A 20,490-nucleotide genomic window follows, 5' to 3' on the forward strand; every position below is an offset into this window, starting at 1 on the left:
CGCATGGCCGTCAACGGCACTGGCGCGAACGGCGTTGGCGGCCCCGCCACCAACGGCCACGCCTATCCCATCGAAGATCACACCTATGACGTCGTTGTCGTTGGCGCCGGCGGCGCCGGCCTGCGCGCGACCGTCGGCTGCGGCGAAGCTGGCCTGCGCACCGCCTGTATCACCAAGGTGTTCCCGACCCGCTCGCATACGGTTGCAGCACAGGGCGGCATCTCCGCCTCGCTCGGCAACATGCACGAGGATAACTGGCGCTGGCACATGTACGACACCGTGAAGGGGTCGGACTGGCTCGGCGATCAGGACTCGATCGAATATATGGTGCGCAACGCGCCCGACGCCGTTTACGAGCTCGAACACTGGGGCGTGCCGTTCTCGCGCACCGAAGATGGCAAGATCTATCAGCGCCCGTTCGGCGGCATGACCATGGATTACGGCAAGGGCCAGGCCCAGCGCACCTGCGCGGCCGCCGACCGTACCGGTCACGCCATGCTGCACACGATGTACGGCCAGGCCCTGCGCCACTCGGCCGAGTTCTTCATCGAATACTTCGCCATCGATCTGATCATGGACGATCAGAACGTCTGCCGTGGCGTCATTGCGCTCAAGCTCGACGATGGCACGCTGCATCGCTTCAAGGCGCAGACCGTCATTCTCGCCACCGGCGGCTATGGCCGCGCTTACGCCTCCTGCACTTCGGCGCATACCTGCACCGGTGACGGCGGCGGTATGGCGCTGCGGGCTGGTTTGCCGCTGCAGGACATGGAATTCGTTCAATTCCATCCGACCGGCATTTACGGTTCGGGCTGTCTCGTCACCGAAGGCGCGCGCGGCGAAGGCGGTTATCTCGTCAATGCCGAAGGCGAGCGCTTCATGGAGCGTTACGCACCGTCGGCCAAGGATCTCGCCTCGCGCGACGTGGTTTCGCGCGCCATGACCATCGAAATCCGCGAAGGCCGCGGCGTCGGCAAGAAGAAGGATCACATCTTCCTTCATCTCGACCATCTCGATCCGAAGGTGCTGGCCGAACGTCTGCCGGGCATCTCCGACTCGGCGCGCATTTTCGCCGGCGTCGATGTCACCAAGGAGCCGATTCCGATCGTTCCGACGGTGCACTACAACATGGGCGGCATCCCGACCAACTATCACGGCGAAGTCGTCACCAAGAAGGACGGCGACGACAATGCGGTGGTGCAGGGCCTGATGGCCGTGGGCGAAGCTGCCTGCGTGTCGGTGCACGGCGCCAACCGTCTCGGCTCCAACTCGCTGATCGATCTCGTGGTGTTCGGCCGTGCGGCCGCGCTGCGCTGCGCCGAGAAGCTGACGCCGAATGCCAAGCAGCCCGACCTGCCGAAGGACTCGGCCGACCGCGCGCTTGGTCGTCTCGATCACTACCGCTATGCGAAGGGTGGCACTTCGACCGCGAAGATCCGCGAGAACATGCAGCATGTGATGCAGACCAACTGCGCCGTGTTCCGCACTGGTGAAGTGCTGAACGAAGGCAAGGAGTTGATCCACAAGGTGTATGGCGGTATCGGCGATATCGCCGTGTCTGACCGGTCGCTGGTGTGGAATTCGGATCTCATCGAGACCCTCGAATTCGACAACCTGATCACTCAGGCCATCGTCACCATGGACTCGGCTGCGAACCGCACCGAGAGCCGCGGCGCGCATGCGCGCGAGGACTTCTCGGATCGCGACGACAAGAACTGGATGAAGCACACGCTGGCGTGGATCGATGGGGGCGGCAAGACCACCATCGATTATCGCCCGGTGCACGACTATACGATGACCAACGACGTTCAGTACATCGTGCCCAAAGCGCGCGTGTACTAATGATGACAGCGAAGGCTTGAGAGAATGGCTGAGTTCGCACTTCCGAAGAATTCCAAGATCACCGGCGGCAAGGAATGGCCGAAGCCGGCCGGTGCCACGCAGACGCGCGAATTCCGCGTCTACCGCTGGAATCCGGATGACGGCAAGAACCCGTCGGTCGACACCTATCACATCGACACCAACGACTGCGGTCCGATGGTTCTCGATGGTCTGATCTGGATCAAGAACAACATCGATCCGACGCTGACCTTCCGCCGCTCTTGCCGCGAAGGCGTCTGCGGCTCCTGCGCCATGAATATCGATGGCCAGAACACCTTGGCCTGCACCCGTGCGATGGACGAAGTCGACGACGGCGCCATCAAGGTCAATCCGCTGCCGCATCAGCCCGTCGTGAAGGACCTGGTGCCGGATCTCACCAACTTCTACGCCCAGTATGCGTCGATCGAGCCGTGGCTGAAGACCACCACGCCGACCCCGCAGAAGGAATGGAAGCAGAGCCATTCGGACCGCGAGAAGCTCGACGGCCTCTACGAATGCATCCTGTGCGCCTGCTGCTCGACCTCGTGCCCAAGCTATTGGTGGAACAGCGACCGCTTCCTCGGTCCGGCTGCCCTCCTTCAGGCCACCCGCTGGGTCAAGGATTCGCGCGACGAAGCCACCGGCGAGCGCCTCGACAATCTCGAAGATCCGTTCCGGCTCTATCGCTGCCACACCATCATGAACTGCGCCAAGGCGTGCCCGAAGGGTCTCAACCCCTCTGAAGCCATCGCCGAGCTGAAGATGAAGATGGTCGAGCGTCAGGTCTGACGTTTTAAGGATCCGGGTTTGCCGATCAGGACACCGGTCTGCTCAAGCAGGCCGGTGTTCTTTTTTGCCCATGATTTAAGCAGATTGCCTCCTCGAGCCCGATCCCTCGGAGCCGCGGCGCTATTTCTCGTTGAAAAGGGGACTCGCCAAGGTTGGCACGGGCTGTGCTAGCCTGTGCCTGATAATTGATCAGGGGGAGTTTTTCATGTTTCGTCAGCTGGGTTTGAGCGTCATGGCGGGTGCAGCGCTGCTGGCGTCTGCGCTATCCGCGAGCGCCGATACCGATGTCAAATTCGCGCTTGACTGGAAATTCGAAGGTCCGTCCGCGCCCTATTTCGTTGCGCTCGACAAGGGCTACTACAAGGCCGAAGGCCTCAACGTGACCATCGACTCCGGTCCGGGCTCGGTCGCCGGCATCGCGCGGGTCGCGGCGGGCACCTATCCGATCGGCTTCTTCGACATCAATTCGCTGGCGCGCTTCCGCGACCAGAATCCGGACAAGGACGTCAAGGGCGTCCTCATGGTCTATGACAAGCCGCCCTTCTCGATTGTCAGCATCGCGAAGTCCGGCATCAATTCGCCGAAGGACCTCGAAGGCAAGATCCTCGGCGCACCGGCGCCGGATGGTGCCTTCGCGCAGTGGAAGGCCTTCGTCAAAGAGAACAAGATCGACGACAGCAAGGTGAAGATCGAGAATGTTGGCTTCCCGGTACGCGAGCCGATGCTCGCCGACGGCAAGGTCGATGCGATCACCGGCTTCTCGTTCTCGTCCTACTTCAACCTGATGTCCAAGGGCATCGCCGAAAAGGACATCAAGGTAATGCTGATGTCCGACTACGGCATCGTGCTCTATGGCAATGCCATCATGGTGAACCCCGAATTCGCCAAGGCCAATCCGAAACTCGTTGCCGGCTTCGTGCGCGCAACCGTCAAGGGCATCATCGACACCATCAAGGACCCCGACACTGCCATCAAGTCGGTGATGAAGCGTAACGAGACCGCCGACGAGAAGATCGAACTCGCCCGTCTCAAGATGTCGCTGAAGGACAACTTCGTGACCCCGTGGGTGAAGGCCAATGGCGTCGGTGGCATCGATGAGAAGCGCATGACGGATGCCATCGAGCAGATCGCTGTGACCTACGAGTTCAAGAATCCGAAGCCGAAGGCGGGGGATCTGTTCACGTCGGAATATCTGCCCCCGGCCGACGCACGCAAGTTCTAAGCGTCACGACAGAAGGTCAGGTCGCCGCGCATGGAAGCGTTCGTAGATATCGACGGCGTCACGCTCAAATACCGTGGCGCCTCGGGTGACATTGTCGCGCTTCAGGATGCGACGCTCAAAGTCCAGCGCGGCGAATTCGCCGCGGTGGTCGGCCCCTCCGGCTGCGGCAAGTCCACCTTGATGCGGCTCGTCACGGGCCTGCACAAGCCAACGGCCGGCACTATCGCCATCGACGGCAAACAGGTGACGGGACCGGTCAAGATGGCCGGCATGGCGTTTCAAAACGCCAATATGCTGCCGTGGCGTAAGGTCATCGACAACGTCCTGCTGCCGCTCGAAATCGTTGAGCCGCATCGCTCGCAGTTTCGTTCCAAGAAAGTGGAGTTCCGCGCCAAGGCCGAGCAGCTTCTGGCTACCGTCGGTCTCGCCGGCTTCGGCGACCGCTATCCCTGGGAATTGTCCGGCGGCATGCAGCAGCGCGTGTCGCTGTGCCGCTCGCTGATCCACGAGCCGGCGCTGCTGATGCTGGATGAGCCCTTCGCCGCCCTCGACGCGTTTACGCGCGAGGAACTGTGGTGCGTGCTGCGCGATCTCTGGCAGCGGCTCGGCTTCACGGTGATCCTGGTGACGCACGATCTGCGCGAAGCGGCATTCCTCGCCGACAATATCTACGTCATGAGCGCCCGCCCCGGCCACATCGTTCAAATCAAGTCGGTAGATTTCCCGCGCCCGCGCGATCTGCAGGTGACCTATGAGAAGGAGTTCGGCGACATCGTGATGGAGCTGCGTATGAAGATCGCACAGGTGCGCCAGTCATGAACCCGCGGACTCTCGAAAAGCTTTCGCCCTGGCTCTTCACCATTGCCATCTTCCTGGTCTGGGAGCTGGCCTGCATCGTCTTCAAGGTCAACACGTCGGTGCTGCAGCCGCCATCGGCCGCCTTTGCGGCGATGTTCAAACTCTGGCGTGTGTTTCTCTATCATTCCTGGGTCACGCTCTGGGTGACCATGGTCGGATTTGCCCTGGCCGTCGGCTTCGGCATCATTCTCGGTCTCGTCGTGGGGTGGTCGCGGGCGATCTATCGCGGGCTCTATCCCGTGATGATCGGCTTCAACACGATCCCGAAGGTCGCCATTGTCCCGCTGCTGATCCTGTGGTTCGGCATCGGCGAAGTGCCGGCAATCGTCACCGCCTTCCTGATTTCGTTCTTTCCGATCGTGGTCAATATCGCCACGGGTCTGGCGACAACCGAGCCGGAACTCGAGGACGTGTTGCGGGCCCTCGGCGCTGGCAAGCTCGACATTATGCTCAAGGTCGGCATTCCGCGTGCGCTGCCATATTTCTTTGGCTCGCTGAAGATTGCTATCACCCTGGCATTCGTCGGCACCGTTGTGTCGGAGACGCTCGGCGCCAATGCCGGGCTCGGCTACCTGATCGCGCTGGAGGGCGCCAGCTTCCGTATGGCGAATGTCTACGCCGCCTTGCTGCTGCTCGCCTTTGAAGGCGTGCTCATGTACGCGGTCTTCGCGGGGATCGAGCAGCATTTCACCAAATGGGCCTTCCGGTCGCAAATGAGCGCGGCCGGCTAACGCCACAGGACCTCCTCCACCCACGGCGGGTTCCCGCCCGCGGAGCGGTTGGTGAGACACCGCCCTTGCGCTAGACTGCAGGGAGTCGGGCAGGTGCTGTGAAGACCGAACACCAAAATTCGTTGAGAACGCTGCAATGGATGATGGCTGCATCGCTGGCCCTTCCGCTTGCACTGTTTCTGTTCGCGGCGGCGACGTCGTGGGTGTCGACGCGCGAGATCGCCGACCGCGAGATCGAGCGCGCGCTCGATGTGGCGCATGAACACGCTTTAAAGGTGTTCGAGACCATCGACCGCAGCCTGTCCGAAATGAACGAGATCGTACGCGGCAAATCCGACGACGAGCTGCGTGCGCAATCGGACCAGATGGCGGGCCGGTTGAAGCAGCTCACCGATGCGCTGCCGCAACTGAAGTCGGTCTGGGTGTTCGACAATAAAGGCCGGGCGCTGGTCAACAGTCTGGATCTGACGCTGCCGGATCTCGATTTCTCTGATCGCGATTACTACAGGGTCCATATCGCAGGTGATGCCGGCACGTTCATCGGTCAATCATTGTTGCCGCGCCCGCCCTATCAGGGTGCACCGTTCTTTGGTGTGAGCCGCAGGCGGGTCTCGGCCGATGGCAGTTTCACCGGTGTGGTGCAGGCCTCTGTCTTTCCGGAATATTTCGATCGTTTCTATGCGCGCATCGGCCACGATGCCGGGAGCTTCTTTGCGCTTGGTCTCACCGATGGTTCGATCCTGGCACGTTATCCGCAGCTCGATCGTGAGGTGCGTCTCGATCCCAAGGGCCCCGTGGGCCGCACCCTGTCGGCCCATTCTGCTGGAGGGCTGGTCACGCTTGTCTCGCCCGGCGACAATGTCGAGCGCCGTATCGGCTATCAGCAGCTCGCCGGCTATCCGGTCTATGTCGCGGCAGGTCTTGAGACGTCAGCGATCCGTGCGCGCTGGCTGCGCACCATCAGCTATCATCTGATCTTCGGCGTTCCTGCGACGGCATTGCTGTTCCTGTTGCTGGCATTCGCGATCCGTCGCACCCGCCGGCTCAATTTCGAAGCGATGAAACGGCGTGAGGCCGAAGAAGCGCTGAAACATGGCCAGCGGCTCGAAGCACTCGGCCAGTTGACTGGCGGCGTAGCGCATGACTTCAACAATTTGCTGACCGTGATCCGCTCGTCAGTCGACTTGCTGCAACGGCCCGATCTCTCGCCGGATCGTCGTGCCCGCTACATTGCAGCGATCTCCGAAACAGTGAATCGCGCCGCCAAGCTGACAGCGCAATTGCTGGCCTTTGCGCGGCGCCAGACGCTGAAGCCTGAAGTATTCGACGTCGGCCAATGCGTGCATTCGGTGAGCGAGATTATCGGCACGCTGACGGGGGCGCCCATCGAAATTATGACCCATGTGCCCGATGAGGCGTTGTTTGTGGATGCCGATATCGGCCAGTTCGAAACCGCGTTGATCAACATTGCGGTTAACGCGCGCGATGCCATGGCGGGCGAGGGGCGGCTGACGATCGCCGTCAGCGCGGCAGAGCAAGTCCCCGTTGCGCTTGCCCTGAGGTCTGACGGCTATGTGGCGATCTCAGTATCCGACACCGGCAGCGGTATTCCTGCCGATCAGTTCGAGCACATCTTCGAGCCATTCTATACGACCAAGGAAGTCGGGCAGGGCACAGGCCTCGGACTTTCGCAGGTGTTCGGCTTTGCCAAACAATCCGGCGGTGAGGTCGTGGTCGCCAGCGAAGTCGGCAAGGGCAGCACTTTCACGCTTTATCTGCCGCGCGTCTCCGGTGACAGCATCGCGCCGGCGCTGTCGGCGAGCGAAGCGCCCGTCGTCGATGGCCACGGCATGTCGGTGCTGGTGGTGGAGGACAATCGCGACGTCGGGACTTTTGCGACCGATGCGCTGAGCGAGCTTGGCTACACCACGGTGTTGCGGCCGAACGCTCAGGAAGCGCTCGTCGAACTCGCCCGTCACGCCACGCACTATGACGTCGTGTTCTCCGATGTCGTGATGCCTGGAATGACCGGCATCGAACTGGCGCAGGAGATTCGAAAACTCTATCCGGATCTGCCGGTGGTGCTGACCTCCGGCTACAGTCACGTGCTTGCGCAGAACGGTACCTTCGGGTTCGAGCTGCTGCATAAGCCCTATTCGATCGAGCAATTGTCGCGGGTGCTCACCAAGGCCGGCACCTGGCGCAAGGCTCAGCGCGAGGCTGTCTGAGCCGCCTGGGAATTCCAAGGAACCTTTTGATTTCCTTGGCGTTATCGCGCCATGAGCAAACATTCCGTTAACGAAGCCAAGCCTGCACCCGCATCCGACGCGTCCGATGTGAAGGGGCCGATTGTTGGGGTCGTTGGCGAGGACGGCAAGCATATCGAGCCGCCGCCGCCTGAAGTCGTCGAGCCCGATCCGGACCTGACGCCGGAAGAAGCCGAGCAGGCACGCAAGGACTATCTGCTGACGCGGTTCTGGATCAGCGCGCGTGGCTTCTGGGGCAAGTCGGGCGACAGACTCGCTTGGATGTTCTCGATCGGACTCTTGTTGATGATCGTCGCCAATGTGGCGTTTCAATACGGCATCAATGTCTGGAACCGCGCGATCTTCGACGCCATCGAGAAACGCGATGCGGCCAGCGTGTTTCATCTCACCGGCGTGTTCTTTCCGCTCGCCATCGGCAGCGTGCTCCTTGGCGTCGCGCAGGTCTATGGCCGCATGGGCATCCAGCGTCGCTGGCGCGCATGGCTGACCAATTCTGTGGTGTCGCGCTGGCTCACCAGCGGCCGCTATTATCAGCTCAATCTCGTCGGCGGCGATCACCAGAATCCCGAATATCGGATCGCCGAGGATCTGCGCATCGCGACCGACTCGCCCGTCGACTTCGTCTCCGGTGTCATTGCGGCATTTCTCTCCGCCACCACCTTCATCGTCGTGCTGTGGACCATCGGCGGCGCGCTGACGCTGACTGTAGGCGGCAGTCTCATCACCATTCCGGGCTTCCTCGTGATTGCCGCGATCATCTATGCGGCCATTGCATCCGGCTCGATCATGGTGATCGGCCGCCGCTTCGTGCAGATTTCCGAGGACAAAAACCAGGCCGAGGCCGAGTATCGTTATGCGCTCACCCGCGTGCGCGAGAACGGCGAGAGCATCGCGCTGCTCGGCGGCGAGGAAGAAGAGCGCGACGGGATCGACAAGACCTTCGGCAACGTCCTCAGACAATGGGCGCGTCTTGCCGGACAGCATATGCGTACCACGTTGGTGTCGCAGGGCTCGAGCCTGATCGCGCCCGTCGTACCGCTGTTGCTGTGCGCGCCGAAGTTTCTCGACGGCAGCATGTCGCTCGGTCAGGTGATGCAGGCGGCGTCGGCCTTCACCATCGCGCATTCGGCTGGCTGGTCGACAACTATCCGCGCCTTGCCGATTGGAACGCCTGCGCGCGCCGCATCGCCTCACTGATGATGTCGCTGGATGGCCTCGAACGCGCCGAGCTTGGTGACGGTATCGGCCGTATCAAGCGCGGCGAAACGACGGATGAGACGATGCTGAGCCTGCATGATCTCTCCGTGACGCTCGATGACGGCACTGCCGTTGTCGGCGATGCCGAAGTGAAGATCGAGCCTGGCGAACGTCTGCTTGTCGCGGGCGAGTCCGGCACCGGCAAAAGCACGCTGGTGCGCGCCATTGCGGGCCTGTGGCCATGGGGCGGCGGCAGCGTCAATTTCCATCCGGACCGGCGGCTCTTTATGCTGCCGCAGAAGCCCTATGTGCCGTCAGGCACCTTGCGCCGCGCAGCCGCCTATCCCGCGGCGTCGGAGGACTGGACCATCGAGCAGATCGGCGACGCCCTCGACAAGGTCGGGCTCGGCCATCTCAAGGAGAAGATCGAGGAGGATGCGCCGTGGGACCAGACGCTGTCCGGCGGCGAAAAGCAGCGTCTCGCTTTCGCGCGGCTGTTTTTGCACCGCCCTGATATCATTGTGCTGGACGAAGCGACCTCGGCGCTGGACGCGAAGAGCCAGGACAAGATGATGGAGCTGCTCACCAAGGAGCTGCCCAACGCCACGGTGCTATCTGTCGCGCATCGAGTCGAGCTTGAAGCCTTCCACAGCCGCAAGATCGTGCTGGAGCGCCGCAAAGGCGGCGCCAAGCTGGTCAGCGACATCGATCTCATCCCGCGTAAGGGTAAGCGCCGTCTGCTCGGCCGCTTCCTGCGCCATCGCAAGCCGGCCAGGAGCGCGGCGTGACACCATGCGCTACGAGGCGCTTGCTGCGTGTTTCGACTTAGAAGAAGTTGATCTTCAGCGCCGGCGACAGGAAGATCGCGATATTGGCGAAGAGCCCGCCGGCATAGGCGGCTGAGCGCAGCGACGATTTATCCGCGACGTACAGCAGCGCGTGCGCAATCCGAAACGCGAGATAGAGCGCGGCCAGCACGCTCACGGTCGTCGCCGATGCGCCAAAGTTCAGCGCTGCGACGACCGAAATAGCGTAGAATGGGAAGCTCTCGAAGGCATTCTGATGCGCGGCATAGGCGCGACGCTTGGCGCCTGAAAGGTTCTCGGCGCTGTCGCGCGGTGCGCTGTTATCGCGCGATCCCGCTTTGGCATAACCAATAATGATCAGCGGCAGCAGTGCAGCAATCAGAATGCTCCAATAGGCGAACGGCATCGAAATCCCCCAGGTCAAATAGTATGGCCAAACTGCGTCTTGATGGGCGGTTCCTGTTCCGCTGTCAAACTCAACTGCCAAGCGGCGTTCTGCTCTCCCGGAACATCGCGCACGTCGTGCCGTTGTCCTTGGTCTTGAACCAAAGCCGTGAAAGGCAATGGCACGGTCTGATGCGAGTCCTGCCGATGCGGTGAGGCTAAGCGTCCTGCATTGCGAAGAGAGCTATGATGTCAATGTCGATGATGAGTTCACCCGGCATCGATCCCGTCGAGGATCCGCCGATCAAGCCCGGTCAACCCTCCGAACCGCCGCAGGAGAGCCCGCCGGGCAATCCGCGGCCCGAGGTACCGCCGCCGGTGCGCGATCCCGGTGAGCCGTCACGACCCGAAGAGTTACCTGGAGATGTGCCTGATGAGATGCCGGTGCCAAATCCTGATATCAATCCGGGTCAACAGCCGCCTGCAGTGATGTAGCGAACTACAGATCGATGGCCTGAACGCGCAATGAACAAAGCGCGTTTGGGCCATTGTCGTGTCGAAAATAAAAAGGAATTTGCATTTGCCTGTCGCCACATTCCGGCCCAATGCATATCAGTTGATCAATGTGCCGATTTGTTCGGCCGACAAAAATCAGTTTGTTGAAGATCCTTATCCGGGGGCCCAAGGTCTATCATGACAAAACTTCGTCTCGTATTGCTGGCCACGACGACGCTCGGCGTTGCGCATATCGCAGCGACCGCTGCTTATGCGTCGAGTGTCGATGCGCCGATCGTGCTCGCGCAGGCCGCACCTGCTGCGCCTGAAGGTGAGCCCAAGGCTCCCCCGAAGGCACCACCCAAGGCTCCGCCAGCTGCTGCGCCTCCCGCCGCTGCGCCGCCAGCCGCACGCCCTGCGCCGCCGCCACCACCGCCGGCTCCCCCTGCTGCGCGTCCCGCGCCTCCGGCACCCCCTGCTGCGCCGCCGCCTGCGGCCGCACCTCCGCGCCCGACACCGCCGCCACCCCCACCACCTGCGGCCGCTCCGCCGCCGCGCCCAGCTCCGCCGCCGGCTCCCGTCGCGCCTCCGGCCCCGCGCGCCGCACCTCCAGCGCCCACCGCTGCGCCTGTAGCTCCGTCAGCGCCAACGCCGCCCGCTGCGCGTCCCGAACGTCGCGAGCCCGGCGAAGGACGTCCTGAGCGCCGTGAACCCGGTGCAACGCCGCCGGCCGGCGCACGTCCCGCGCCTGCAACGCCACCAGCCGCGGCGCCGGCGACACCGCCTGCAGCAACTCCGCCTGCCGCGCGTCCGGCACCCGCTGCTGCGCCGACACCGGCTCCAACACCGGCGACGCCGCCAGCGGCTGCGACTCCCCCTGCGGCAACGCCTCCTGCAGCAGCACCGGCGCCGTCGGCAGCTCCGGCTGCGCCGGGCACACCGCCTGCTGCGGGTGCGCCTCCGTCTGGTCGCCCCGGTGGCCCTGATGGGCGTGGTCCTGACGGACGAGGTTCGGATGGCCGCCGTGGTCCTCCTGGTGGTCCGGGCGCAGGCGCGCCCGGTGCACCCGGCACGCCGCCCAACGCTGCTGCGCCCGGCGTCGCGCCGAACGCTACGGCACCCGCCGCAGCGCCGGCCGCCAGCACTGCTGCACCTCTCGTGGTCGCCCCCGGTGGCGGCAACATCAAGGTCGTGCAGCCGCCCGCACCGACCGTAACGGCACCGATCCCTCAGGCGCCGCCGCCGGCAGCAGCGCTGACGCCGATCGCACCGGGCGCTGCCCCCCAGGGGCCGCGCAACATGGGCGATTTCCGCGGCCAGCGCAGCGAGCGCCAGGAAGGCGGTCGCACGATCATCACCGAGCCTGGACGCATCATCGTGCAGGATCCGAGCGGTCAATCGTTCATCCGCCACAACGAAGTCGATCGCTTCCGCTACGGCGCGCGTGACATCCGTACGGATCGGGTCGGCGGTGAGGATCGGACCATCGTGATCCGTCCCGACGGTTCGCAGATCATCACGGTGGTGGGCCGCGACGGCCAGCTGCTGCGGCGTATCCGCAGGGATCGTGAGGGACGCGAGATCATCATCATCGATAACTCGTTCCGCGGTCCGCGTGGCCCCGGCGGTCCGGGTGGTCTCGGCTTCTATGTCGATCTGCCGCCGCCGATGATCCGGATTCCGCAGAACCGTTACATCGTCGATTACGATCAGGCCTCGCCCGATCTGGTCTACGACACGCTGATCGCGCCTCCGGTGGATCGCATCGAGCGCCGCTATACGCTCGATGAAATCCGCTACAGCCCGATGGTGCGCCAGCGCATGCCGTCGATCGATCTGGACTCGATCAACTTCGAGCTAGGCTCGTGGGATATCCCGCCGGACCAAGCCTCGAAGCTGCAGGTGATTGCAGATGGTCTCAACCGGGCGATCTCGCGCAACCCGCGTGCGGTGTTCCTCATCGAGGGGCACACCGATGCGGTCGGATCGGACGTCGACAATCTGTCGCTGTCGGATCGCCGCGCGCAGTCGGCTGCTGAATTGCTCACCCAGCAATTCCAGGTGCCGGCGGAAAACCTGACGTCGCAGGGTTATGGCGAGCAGTATCTGAAGATCCAGACCGACGGTCCGGAGCGCCAGAACCGCCGTGTCACGATCCGCAACATCACGCCGCTGTTGAACGGCGGTCAGGCTTCGCTGCCGCCACCGCCTCCAGGTACCGCGCCGCCGCGTCGCTGAGGCGAGTAGAAAATGAAAGTGGCCGGGAGCAATCCCGGCCATTTTTGTTTTCGTTGATTGTTGAAGCGCTGTCGTTGCGGTCTCCCTCCCCAAGCGGCGAAGCCGCGCAGCGGGGAGGGTCGGCCGATAGGCCGGGGTGGGGTCTCTCCCACGGAAGGACGTGGCAACACCCCACCCGTCACGATGCTCGCTGAACGCTCGCAGTCGTGCCACCCTCCCCGCGTCGCGTGGCTACGCCACGCTAGGGGGAGGGATAAGCGGAGCTCCGTTACTTCTTCACACCCAATCCCAACGCATCCGCCATCACGCGAAACACTTCCGTATTATCCATCGCGCCCTTCACACGGTCGCTGCCGGGACCGGTGGCGGTGAGGATCACGTCCTCGCCGGAATGCACGCTGGCGCCCATCATTGCCGGCAGGTTGCCGAGCCGCAGCATGCTGCCCGGCGCATTCTTGTATTTCTCGTTGGCCTTGAAGGTGCCGGGCTCGTCGCCCTTCTCGGTCGGATCGTTCGGGTTGTCGAGCTTCGGCCGCAGCGTCTCGTAGTGATCGGGAAGGCTCGCCGACATGATCGCAAGCCGCCGGCTGACATCGATGCGCGATGGATAGCCTTCGGCATCCGTCGCGGGATAGTTCGGGAAGCCGGCCTTCTCATAGACGCCAAGCCGTTCGCGCAGCGGCAGGTTTGACTCCTTGCTCATGTCGTCATTGACGGTGCCGACCAGGCTGTTGGGATGGCTGTGGTCGGAGACGACGAGGATGAGCGTGTCGTCGCCGCGCTTGGCTGCCCAGTCGCGGGCGAGCTTCACGGCATTGTCGAGCATGATGACGTCATAGACGGCGCGGTCCATGTCGAGCAGATGGGCGTATTTGTCGATCAGGCCGGACTCGACCATCAGGAAGAAGCCGTTGTCGTTGCGCGACAGCACCTTGAGCGCGCCATGCACCTGCTCGGTCAAATCAGGCTGCTGCGGAAATTTCTTCACGCCGCCGCCGCCGAGAAACTTGCGGTCCAGCACGCCGTCCATATTGCCAGGCGTAAAAAGTCCAAGCAGCTTGCGCGTCTCCGGCTTCTTGGCGAGGCCGTTCAGTTCGGGCGCCGTGGTCGCCACCGAATAACCCGCATCGCGGAAGCGCGCGACATAGTCGACGTCATCCTTGCGCTTCGAGGTGGCGGCCGCCTGCGGCAGGAAATTCGCAGCGCCGCCGCCCATCAGCACGTCCGGCTTGGCCGCAAGGAACTGCGCGACGATCTCGTCATAGGCCGCGCGGCGGCGGATATGCGCGATCATCGCAGCGGGTGTCGCGTCCTCGACCTCGGTATTGGTGACGATGCCGATCGCCAGATCGAGCTTGCGTTTCGCGAGGCTGGTGATGGTTTCGACCTGCGGGTCGTCGAACACATTCGCGGTGCGATCCGCATAGACGCCCATCGCATTGGTTGCGGTCTTGTGGCCGGTGGCATAGGCGCTGGCCGAATTTGCGGAGTCGGTGATGATGGAGTCGGAGCCCGCCGTTGCCACCATCGCCATATGCGGCATGTCGTCCATCGCGAGCTTTCCGCGGCTCTTGCCTTCGGCAATGCCCTTCGAAAGAATTCTGGCGCCGACGCGGTGCGCCAGCGACATGCCGTCGCCGATGAACAGGATCACGTTCTTCGCCTTGCGCGGGCCGGTATCGTAGACGTTCCACGTCACCGCGCGGCTGCGCACGCCGTCGCTGACTTCGATCTTGTAAGTCCCGGCTTTATCGAGCGTCACGTCGCGCAGCAGCAGCGCGGACTGATCCTTGTCGTCTTCCTTCACGATGTAATCCGCGGTCTTGCCGAACGCTGCGGTCTGGTCGGCGCCGTTGATCGTCACCTTGATGTCGGCGGCCTGAACGAGTTCAGGAAACTCGACCTTGAAGTCGAATTTCGCGCCCGCGAGGATATCAGCGCGGTCGAGCGGGTAGATCGCCTGTGCTGGCAGCGAGGTGCTCGTCAGTAGCAGCGTCGCAGCGGCCGCAATAAAGGTTCTCGTCATGATGGATATTCCCCCTGAGGCGCCCGGCTTAGGGCGCGGGCCTGCATTACGACAGTTGGATGACTGGCAGGTGACGTGCGGTCGTGCCAACGGAACGGAGGCCAAAATGCTAGGTCTCACAGCTCCCGGAGCTCTCCAGATAGCTGCAAAGCATATCTGCCAGGCCTTCCGCAAAAAATTCGATCTCGGCCGCTGATCGCGGGCGGATGGAAAAGTCCTTTCCTACTCCGCTCAAGGTCGAGGTGATGACATCGACGACGAGCGATCTCCTCTCCTCGGTCGCCGCTGGCAGTGCATGCGCGATGAAGGACGCGAATGTGCGTCGTCCTGCCGCTTTGGCCTTGCGGGATTCCGGAGCATCCCGATAGAGCGGCGCCGCGCCATCGAGCGCATGGCGAATGTCGGCTTCGTCGCATTCCGATTTGATAAAGGCATGGACCAGTTTGCGAAGACGCGCAGATGGCGATGCACTTTCATCCTCCAGAATCTGGCGGAGCATGTCGTTGGTGTCTCGCCATTCGTCGCTCTGCAAACGAAACAGGATCGACGCCTTGTTCGGGAAGTATTGATACAGCGATCCGACGCTGACACCGGCCTTCTCCGCCACGCGTGCGGTGGTGAAGCGGTGAAATCCTTCTTTCGCCAAAACCTGAATAGCAGCTTCGAGAATGGCGCTGACCAGCTCTTCGGAGCGCACCTGTTGCGGCTGTTTTCTCGAATGAATTGAATGGCTTGTGCGACGTGCCATTTGCCGCCTCCGCAATGCGATTAGCGAATGCGAATAAATATTCGTATTTGCAGAGTGGCGCAATCAAGCGCTGCTTTCGCAGGAAATATCATGACCACACTCACGACGGATCCCGTCGCTCCCCTTCTCAAGCGTCTTTTTGAGGAAGCAGATGCCGCACGGTCCCGCACCAGCCAGGCCGTCGCCGATCTGTCTGAGGACGATCGGCTGCGGATGATGCAGAGCAAGACCGACTATGTCGATCTCTACGGCCGGTTCAGGGACGTCCCGCTTGCCGTGTCGCCTGCGACCGGTGCGCTGCTCTATATGCTGGCGCGATCGACCGGCGCCCGGATGATCGTCGAATTCGGCACGTCGTTCGGGATCTCGACGCTGCATATGGCGGCTGCGCTGAACGACAACGGCGGAGGCCGATTGATCACGAGCGAATTCGAACCCTCGAAGATCGTCATCGCGCGGCAGAATCTCGCCGAAGGCGGCTTGATCGATCTCGTCGAATTTCGGGAAGGCGATGCTTTGCAGACGCTGCGTGCCGATCTGCCGGATACGATCGATCTGCTGCTGCTCGATGGCGCCAAAGCGCTCTATCCGGAAGTGCTTGCGATCGTCGAAAGCCGTCTCAAGCGCGGAGCTTTCGTCATCGCTGACAATGCGGATTACAGCCCCGACTATCTCGCTTATGTCCGCAATCCCGCGAATGGTTACCTGTCGGTCCCGTTCGGTGATGACGTCGAGCTGTCGATGCGGATGTAGCGATGAAGGTGCCAGACCTAGACGCGAGAATAGGATGGGTTTGCTTACGCTCAACCCATCCTACGCGTCACAAGGCCACGTCTTCAGCTCTTGTCATTATCCAGCTTCGGAATGTTCGATCCCTCACCGGCGCTCAACAGGCCCGTCTTCGAATACAGATCCAGCTTGGCGCGGGTATCGGTGATGTCGAGGTTGCGCATGGTGAGCTGGCCGATCCGGTCCGCCGGCGTAAACGGTGCATCCTCGACCTTCTCCATGCTCAGGCGCTCCGGCGCGTAGGTCAGGTTGGGGCTCTCGGTGTTGAGGATCGAGTAGTCGTTGCCACGGCGCAGTTCGAGCGTCACTTCGCCGGTGATCGCACGCGCGACCCAGCGCTGCGCCGTCTCGCGCAGCATCAAGGCCTGCGAGTCGAACCAGCGGCCCTGATAGAGCAGCCGGCCGAGCTTCATGCCGCTCATGCGATATTGCTCGATGGTGTCTTCGTTGTGGATACCGGTGACGAGGCGCTCATAGGCGATGTGCAGCAGCGCCATGCCTGGCGCCTCATAGATGCCGCGGCTCTTGGCCTCGATGATCCGGTTCTCGATCTGGTCACTCATGCCGAGGCCATGGCGGCCGCCGATGACATTGGCCTCAAGGAACAGCGCGACAGGATCGGTGAAGGTCTGGCCGTTCAGCGCAACGGGCTGGCCATCCACAAACCGCACCACGACCTTCTCGGCCTTGACGGCGCAGTCGTCGCGCCAGAACGGCACGCCCATGATCGGGTTGACGATCTTGATGCCGCTGTCGAGCTGTTCGAGATCCTTGGCTTCGTGCGTTGCGCCGAGCAGGTTGCTGTCGGTAGAATACGCCTTCTCGGCGCTCATCTTGTAGGCGAAGCCGTGGGCGGTCATGAAGGCGGACATTTCGGCGCGGCCGCCCAGGTCGTCGATGAATTGATCGTCGAGCCAGGGCTTGTAGATCTTCAGGTCCGGATTGGTCAGCAGTCCGTAGCGGTAGAACCGCTCGATATCGTTGCCCTTATAGGTCGAGCCGTCGCCCCAGATATTGACGCCGTCTTCCTTCATGGCCGAGACCAGCATCGTGCCGGTGACCGCGCGCCCGAGCGGCGTGGTGTTGAAGTAAGCGATGCCGCCGGTCGAGACATGGAAGGCGCCGGATTGAATCGCGGCAATGCCTTCGTGAACGAGTTGCGAGCGGCAATCGACGAGGCGCGCCTTCTCGGCGCCGAACTCCATCGCCTTGCGCGGAATCTCGTCGTAGTCAGCTTCGTCAGGCTGGCCGAGATTGGCGGTGTAGGCGAAGACCTTGGCGCCCTTCTGCTTCATCCACAGCAGTGCCGCTGACGTGTCGAGGCCGCCGGAGAAGGCGATGCCAACATTTTTGCCCTTGGGCAGGCTCTTCAGGATCGTAGTCATCGAACGTCCAATCGGGCAATTTCGGTTGAATTGGGTGCGGGACCGACCTCGCGACCGCGCAATTTCTGCCGCCAGCGATAGCCCGGCCAGGCAAAGCGCGTCAACGCAGCGTCAATCTCCTCATCCGTCTTCCGGGTCGAGGGCCAGCGGTAAATCCATCCGTGAATCAACCAGATGACCAGGAATGAGACGAGGCCGGCGATGGTCACGTCGGTAAAGAAATGGCCGCCGAAGGCCATCCGCCAGCCCGAGGTGGCGAGGCCGAACACCGTTGCTGCCGCATAGGCGTAGGGCCGCACTGACGGCGGCGCGAGCGCAGCGGGGGCGTAGGTCCAGAACGCCGTGGCGCCTTCGCCGGAGAAGAACGAGCAGTTGCGGCCGCACTGGCCGGTTGGATTCCACCAGGCCTTGAACTGCCAGGGGCCGTTGAATTCGGAGACCATCACCGGCCGCGGCCGGCTCCAGAAGCTCTTGAAGGTCAGATTGGTCAGGACCCCGGCCGACATCAGCATGGTGAGGATCAGGAAGGCCACGGTGCGGCCCTTCACTAGTAGCGGCCGGTTCGGCCAGATCAGCTTCACGATCAGCGCGAGGATTGAGGGGGCGACGAAAGCCCATGCGATCCACATCGCCGCATCGCGGGCGAACTGCGCATAGGGCAGCGACGTCGTGGGGAAGCGTCTGGTCTCGGGATCGTAGAACAGTGCCGCGAGCTTGAGGTCGAGGTTGGGCCAGACTCCGAAGATAATGGCAATGGCGGCAAACAGCCCAAGCGCGATGAGGAGTCCGGTCCGGTTCATGGCGGGCGGTTTAACCGAGGCAGGAGTTGAAGGAAAGGCAGTGCACTAGGGGCCGGCCGCGACATCGGGCTGCGGTGGCGCGCGCCGTGGCTGCCGCCAGGCGCCGGCGTTGCGGCCGGCGATCACCCAGTAGATCAGTCCGGCAACGATACCCGCGCCGGTCATCACTTCGAGATGCCGCCGTACAATGCCGTCGAAACTCATCGTCGCAGGGTCATAGGGGATCAGGCCGAGATAACAGGCGAGGCCGACCGCCGCGCCGCCGAGCGCATAGACGATAACGCTGCGAATGTAGAAGGCCTCGGTCATGAGGACGACGAGCATTGCCGGGATCAGTGCGAAGCCGCTGATGAAGATGAAGCCGAAGCCCAGCAGGATGTTGATTGTGTTGGGATCGATGACGCCGGTATCGAGCGCGCTGAGCTCCGGAAACAGGATCGAGAACACCACGATCGCGCCGCCGACGAGACAGGCCGCGCAGAAGCCGAGGAAGATGACGAACAGGCGGCCGATCAGCGCCATCGTCAGTCCGTCATCGCCATCGCGCGCAAAGCCTGACGCTCGCGCGCCGACAGTTTCTCGGTCTCCGACTTCAACTGGCCGCAAGCGGCGAGAATGTCGCGGCCGCGCGGCGTGCGCACCGGCGAGGAATAGCCGGCATTGAAGATATATTCGGAGAACTTCTCGATCTGGTCCCAGTCCGAACATTCGTAGCGCGTGCCGGGCCACGGATTGAACGGGATCAGGTTGATCTTGGCATGGATGCCCTTGAGCATCTTCACCAGCAGCTTGGCGTCCTCGAGCGAGTCGTTGACGCCTTTCAGCATCACATATTCGAAGGTGATGCGCCGTGCGTTGGAGGCGCCGGGATAATCGCGGCAGGCCTGCATCAGTTCTTCGAGCGGATATTTCTTGTTGAGCGGCACCAGCTCGTTGCGGAGTTCATCGCGCACCGCGTGCAGCGAGATCGCCAGCATTACGCCGATCTCGTCGCCGGTGCGCTTGATGTTCGGCACCACGCCGGAGGTCGACAGTGTGATGCGCCGGCGCGAGATGCCGATGCCTTCATTGTCGGAGACGATCAGCAGCGCGTCGCGCACCGCGTCGAAATTGTAGAGCGGCTCGCCCATGCCCATCATCACGATATTGGTGACGCGGCGGTTGCCGTCCGGGGTCTCGCGGTCGGCCCAGTCACCCAGGCGGTCGCGGGCCACCATGATCTGGCCGACGATCTCGCCGGCCGTCAGGTTGCGCACCAGCCGCTGGGTACCGGTGTGGCAGAACGAGCAGTTCAGGGTGCAGCCGACCTGGGAGGAGACGCAGAGCGTGCCGCGATCGGTTTCGGGGATATAGACGCACTCGACCTCATGGGCCTTCTCGCCGGCGGTGCCGGAGGGCAGCCGCAGCAGCCATTTCCGGGTGCCGTCATTGGAGATCTGCTCGACCACGACCTCGGGCCGTGCCACCGTGAAATGCTTCTCGAGGTCTTCGCGCATGCCTTTGGAAATACTGGACATTTCGGCGAAGGTCTGGACGCCCCGGACATACATCCAGTGCCAGATCTGCTGCGTCCGCATCTTGCGCTGGGCCGGCGCCACGCCGATGGAACCGAGCTTTTCCGCGATTTCCGTGCGCGACAGGCCGATCAGGGACGGCTTGGCCAGCGGCACATAGGTCTCGGTGGCGATCTTCTCCAGCGGCATCTCGCCCGCGGGCAATGCGCGGGAAGCGTCGATGGCGGAGCCGGCCTCGGCTGAAACGGGGGTCATGGCGTTCGATCTATGATGTCGCGGGAAATCAGGCCTTAAACAGGCCGACCTCAAATAAGCTTTTCGCGCCCGAATGAAAAGGCGCGAAATGCGGCAATATTAACGGCGACAAGGATTTAGCCGGTG

16 protein-coding genes and 1 pseudogene are annotated in these 20,490 nt (G+C 62.7%); 10 read left to right on the forward strand and 7 right to left on the reverse strand.

All coding sequences use genetic code 11. The annotated features are described in order from the left end of the window. Positions 1-3: 3 nt before the first annotated feature. From sdhA to SFY93_RS04765, 7 genes and pseudogenes are all read left to right on the forward strand, one after another. On the forward strand, positions 4-1,842 hold the full coding sequence (sdhA, locus tag SFY93_RS04735; protein WP_089266499.1) for a succinate dehydrogenase flavoprotein subunit: 1,839 nt from the start codon (positions 4-6) through the stop codon (positions 1,840-1,842). Between the two features lie 24 nt (positions 1,843-1,866). After that, a complete protein-coding gene (locus SFY93_RS04740; RefSeq protein WP_068737894.1) occupies positions 1,867-2,649 on the forward strand; it encodes a succinate dehydrogenase iron-sulfur subunit in 783 nt (260 codons plus the stop codon). A 205-nt stretch (positions 2,650-2,854) separates the two neighbouring features. Continuing rightward, positions 2,855-3,871: an ABC transporter substrate-binding protein gene (locus SFY93_RS04745; RefSeq protein ID WP_244558484.1), complete on the forward strand. Its 1,017-nt coding sequence runs from the start codon at positions 2,855-2,857 to the stop codon at positions 3,869-3,871. 30 nt (positions 3,872-3,901) lie between these two features. Further along, positions 3,902-4,690, forward strand: coding sequence for an ABC transporter ATP-binding protein (locus SFY93_RS04750; RefSeq protein WP_320446216.1), 789 nt, complete (start codon positions 3,902-3,904; stop codon positions 4,688-4,690). Beyond that, positions 4,687-5,460: an ABC transporter permease gene (locus SFY93_RS04755; protein ID WP_093757930.1), complete on the forward strand. Its 774-nt coding sequence runs from the start codon at positions 4,687-4,689 to the stop codon at positions 5,458-5,460. Before SFY93_RS04750 ends, SFY93_RS04755 begins: the two co-directional genes overlap by 4 nt. 98 nt (positions 5,461-5,558) lie before the next feature. Further along, positions 5,559-7,688, forward strand: coding sequence for an ATP-binding protein (locus SFY93_RS04760; protein ID WP_320446217.1), 2,130 nt, complete (start codon positions 5,559-5,561; stop codon positions 7,686-7,688). A 51-nt stretch (positions 7,689-7,739) separates the two neighbouring features. Beyond that, positions 7,740-9,712 (forward strand): annotated as a pseudogene (locus SFY93_RS04765) (ABC transporter ATP-binding protein/permease). A 37-nt stretch (positions 9,713-9,749) separates the two neighbouring features. Here SFY93_RS04765 and SFY93_RS04770 read toward each other — a convergent pair. Continuing rightward, positions 9,750-10,136 carry an MAPEG family protein gene (locus tag SFY93_RS04770; RefSeq protein ID WP_320446218.1) on the reverse strand — a complete coding sequence of 129 codons (387 nt, stop codon included), beginning with the start codon at positions 10,134-10,136 and terminating at the stop codon, positions 9,750-9,752. Positions 10,137-10,363: 227 nt separating this feature from the next. Between SFY93_RS04770 and SFY93_RS04775 the strand changes: the two genes are divergently transcribed. Together SFY93_RS04775 and SFY93_RS04780 are read left to right on the forward strand one after the other, a co-directional pair. Further along, the gene (locus SFY93_RS04775; RefSeq protein ID WP_320446219.1) at positions 10,364-10,609 is read left to right on the forward strand and encodes a hypothetical protein; all 246 of its coding nucleotides are present in this window, start codon (positions 10,364-10,366) and stop codon (positions 10,607-10,609) included. A gap of 198 nt (positions 10,610-10,807) precedes the next feature. After that, positions 10,808-12,847, forward strand: a complete 2,040-nt coding sequence (locus SFY93_RS04780; RefSeq protein WP_320446220.1) for an OmpA family protein — start codon at positions 10,808-10,810, stop codon at positions 12,845-12,847. A gap of 268 nt (positions 12,848-13,115) precedes the next feature. Here the strand turns inward: SFY93_RS04780 and SFY93_RS04785 are convergent, their stop codons facing one another. Further along, a complete protein-coding gene (locus SFY93_RS04785; RefSeq protein ID WP_320446221.1) occupies positions 13,116-14,873 on the reverse strand; it encodes an alkaline phosphatase in 1,758 nt (585 codons plus the stop codon). 109 nt (positions 14,874-14,982) lie between these two features. Continuing rightward, positions 14,983-15,621: a TetR/AcrR family transcriptional regulator gene (locus SFY93_RS04790; RefSeq protein WP_320447695.1), complete on the reverse strand. Its 639-nt coding sequence runs from the start codon at positions 15,619-15,621 to the stop codon at positions 14,983-14,985. A gap of 90 nt (positions 15,622-15,711) precedes the next feature. Here SFY93_RS04790 and SFY93_RS04795 point away from each other — a divergent pair, with 90 nt between their 5' ends. Beyond that, positions 15,712-16,374, forward strand: coding sequence for an O-methyltransferase (locus tag SFY93_RS04795; protein ID WP_320446222.1), 663 nt, complete (start codon positions 15,712-15,714; stop codon positions 16,372-16,374). An 83-nt stretch (positions 16,375-16,457) separates the two neighbouring features. Here SFY93_RS04795 and argG read toward each other — a convergent pair whose 3' ends face one another. From argG to rlmN, 4 genes are read right to left on the reverse strand one after another with little or no spacing between them, the layout of a single operon-like run. Continuing rightward, the gene (gene argG / locus SFY93_RS04800; protein WP_320446223.1) at positions 16,458-17,795 is read right to left on the reverse strand and encodes an argininosuccinate synthase; all 1,338 of its coding nucleotides are present in this window, start codon (positions 17,793-17,795) and stop codon (positions 16,458-16,460) included. Continuing rightward, positions 17,792-18,595, reverse strand: a complete 804-nt coding sequence (locus SFY93_RS04805) for a phosphatase PAP2 family protein (protein WP_320446224.1) — start codon at positions 18,593-18,595, stop codon at positions 17,792-17,794. The genes argG and SFY93_RS04805 overlap by 4 nt, the downstream gene beginning before the upstream one ends. Before the next feature lie 45 nt (positions 18,596-18,640). Further along, the gene (locus SFY93_RS04810; protein ID WP_120287792.1) at positions 18,641-19,117 is read right to left on the reverse strand and encodes a hypothetical protein; all 477 of its coding nucleotides are present in this window, start codon (positions 19,115-19,117) and stop codon (positions 18,641-18,643) included. Between the two features lie 2 nt (positions 19,118-19,119). Beyond that, positions 19,120-20,298, reverse strand: coding sequence for a dual-specificity RNA methyltransferase RlmN (gene rlmN, locus SFY93_RS04815; protein ID WP_320447696.1), 1,179 nt, complete (start codon positions 20,296-20,298; stop codon positions 19,120-19,122). Positions 20,299-20,490 lie beyond the last annotated feature (192 nt).

The sequence above is a fragment of the Tardiphaga sp. 42S5 genome (genome assembly GCF_034044155.1).
GTDB classification, from domain to species: domain Bacteria; phylum Pseudomonadota; class Alphaproteobacteria; order Rhizobiales; family Xanthobacteraceae; genus Tardiphaga; species Tardiphaga robiniae.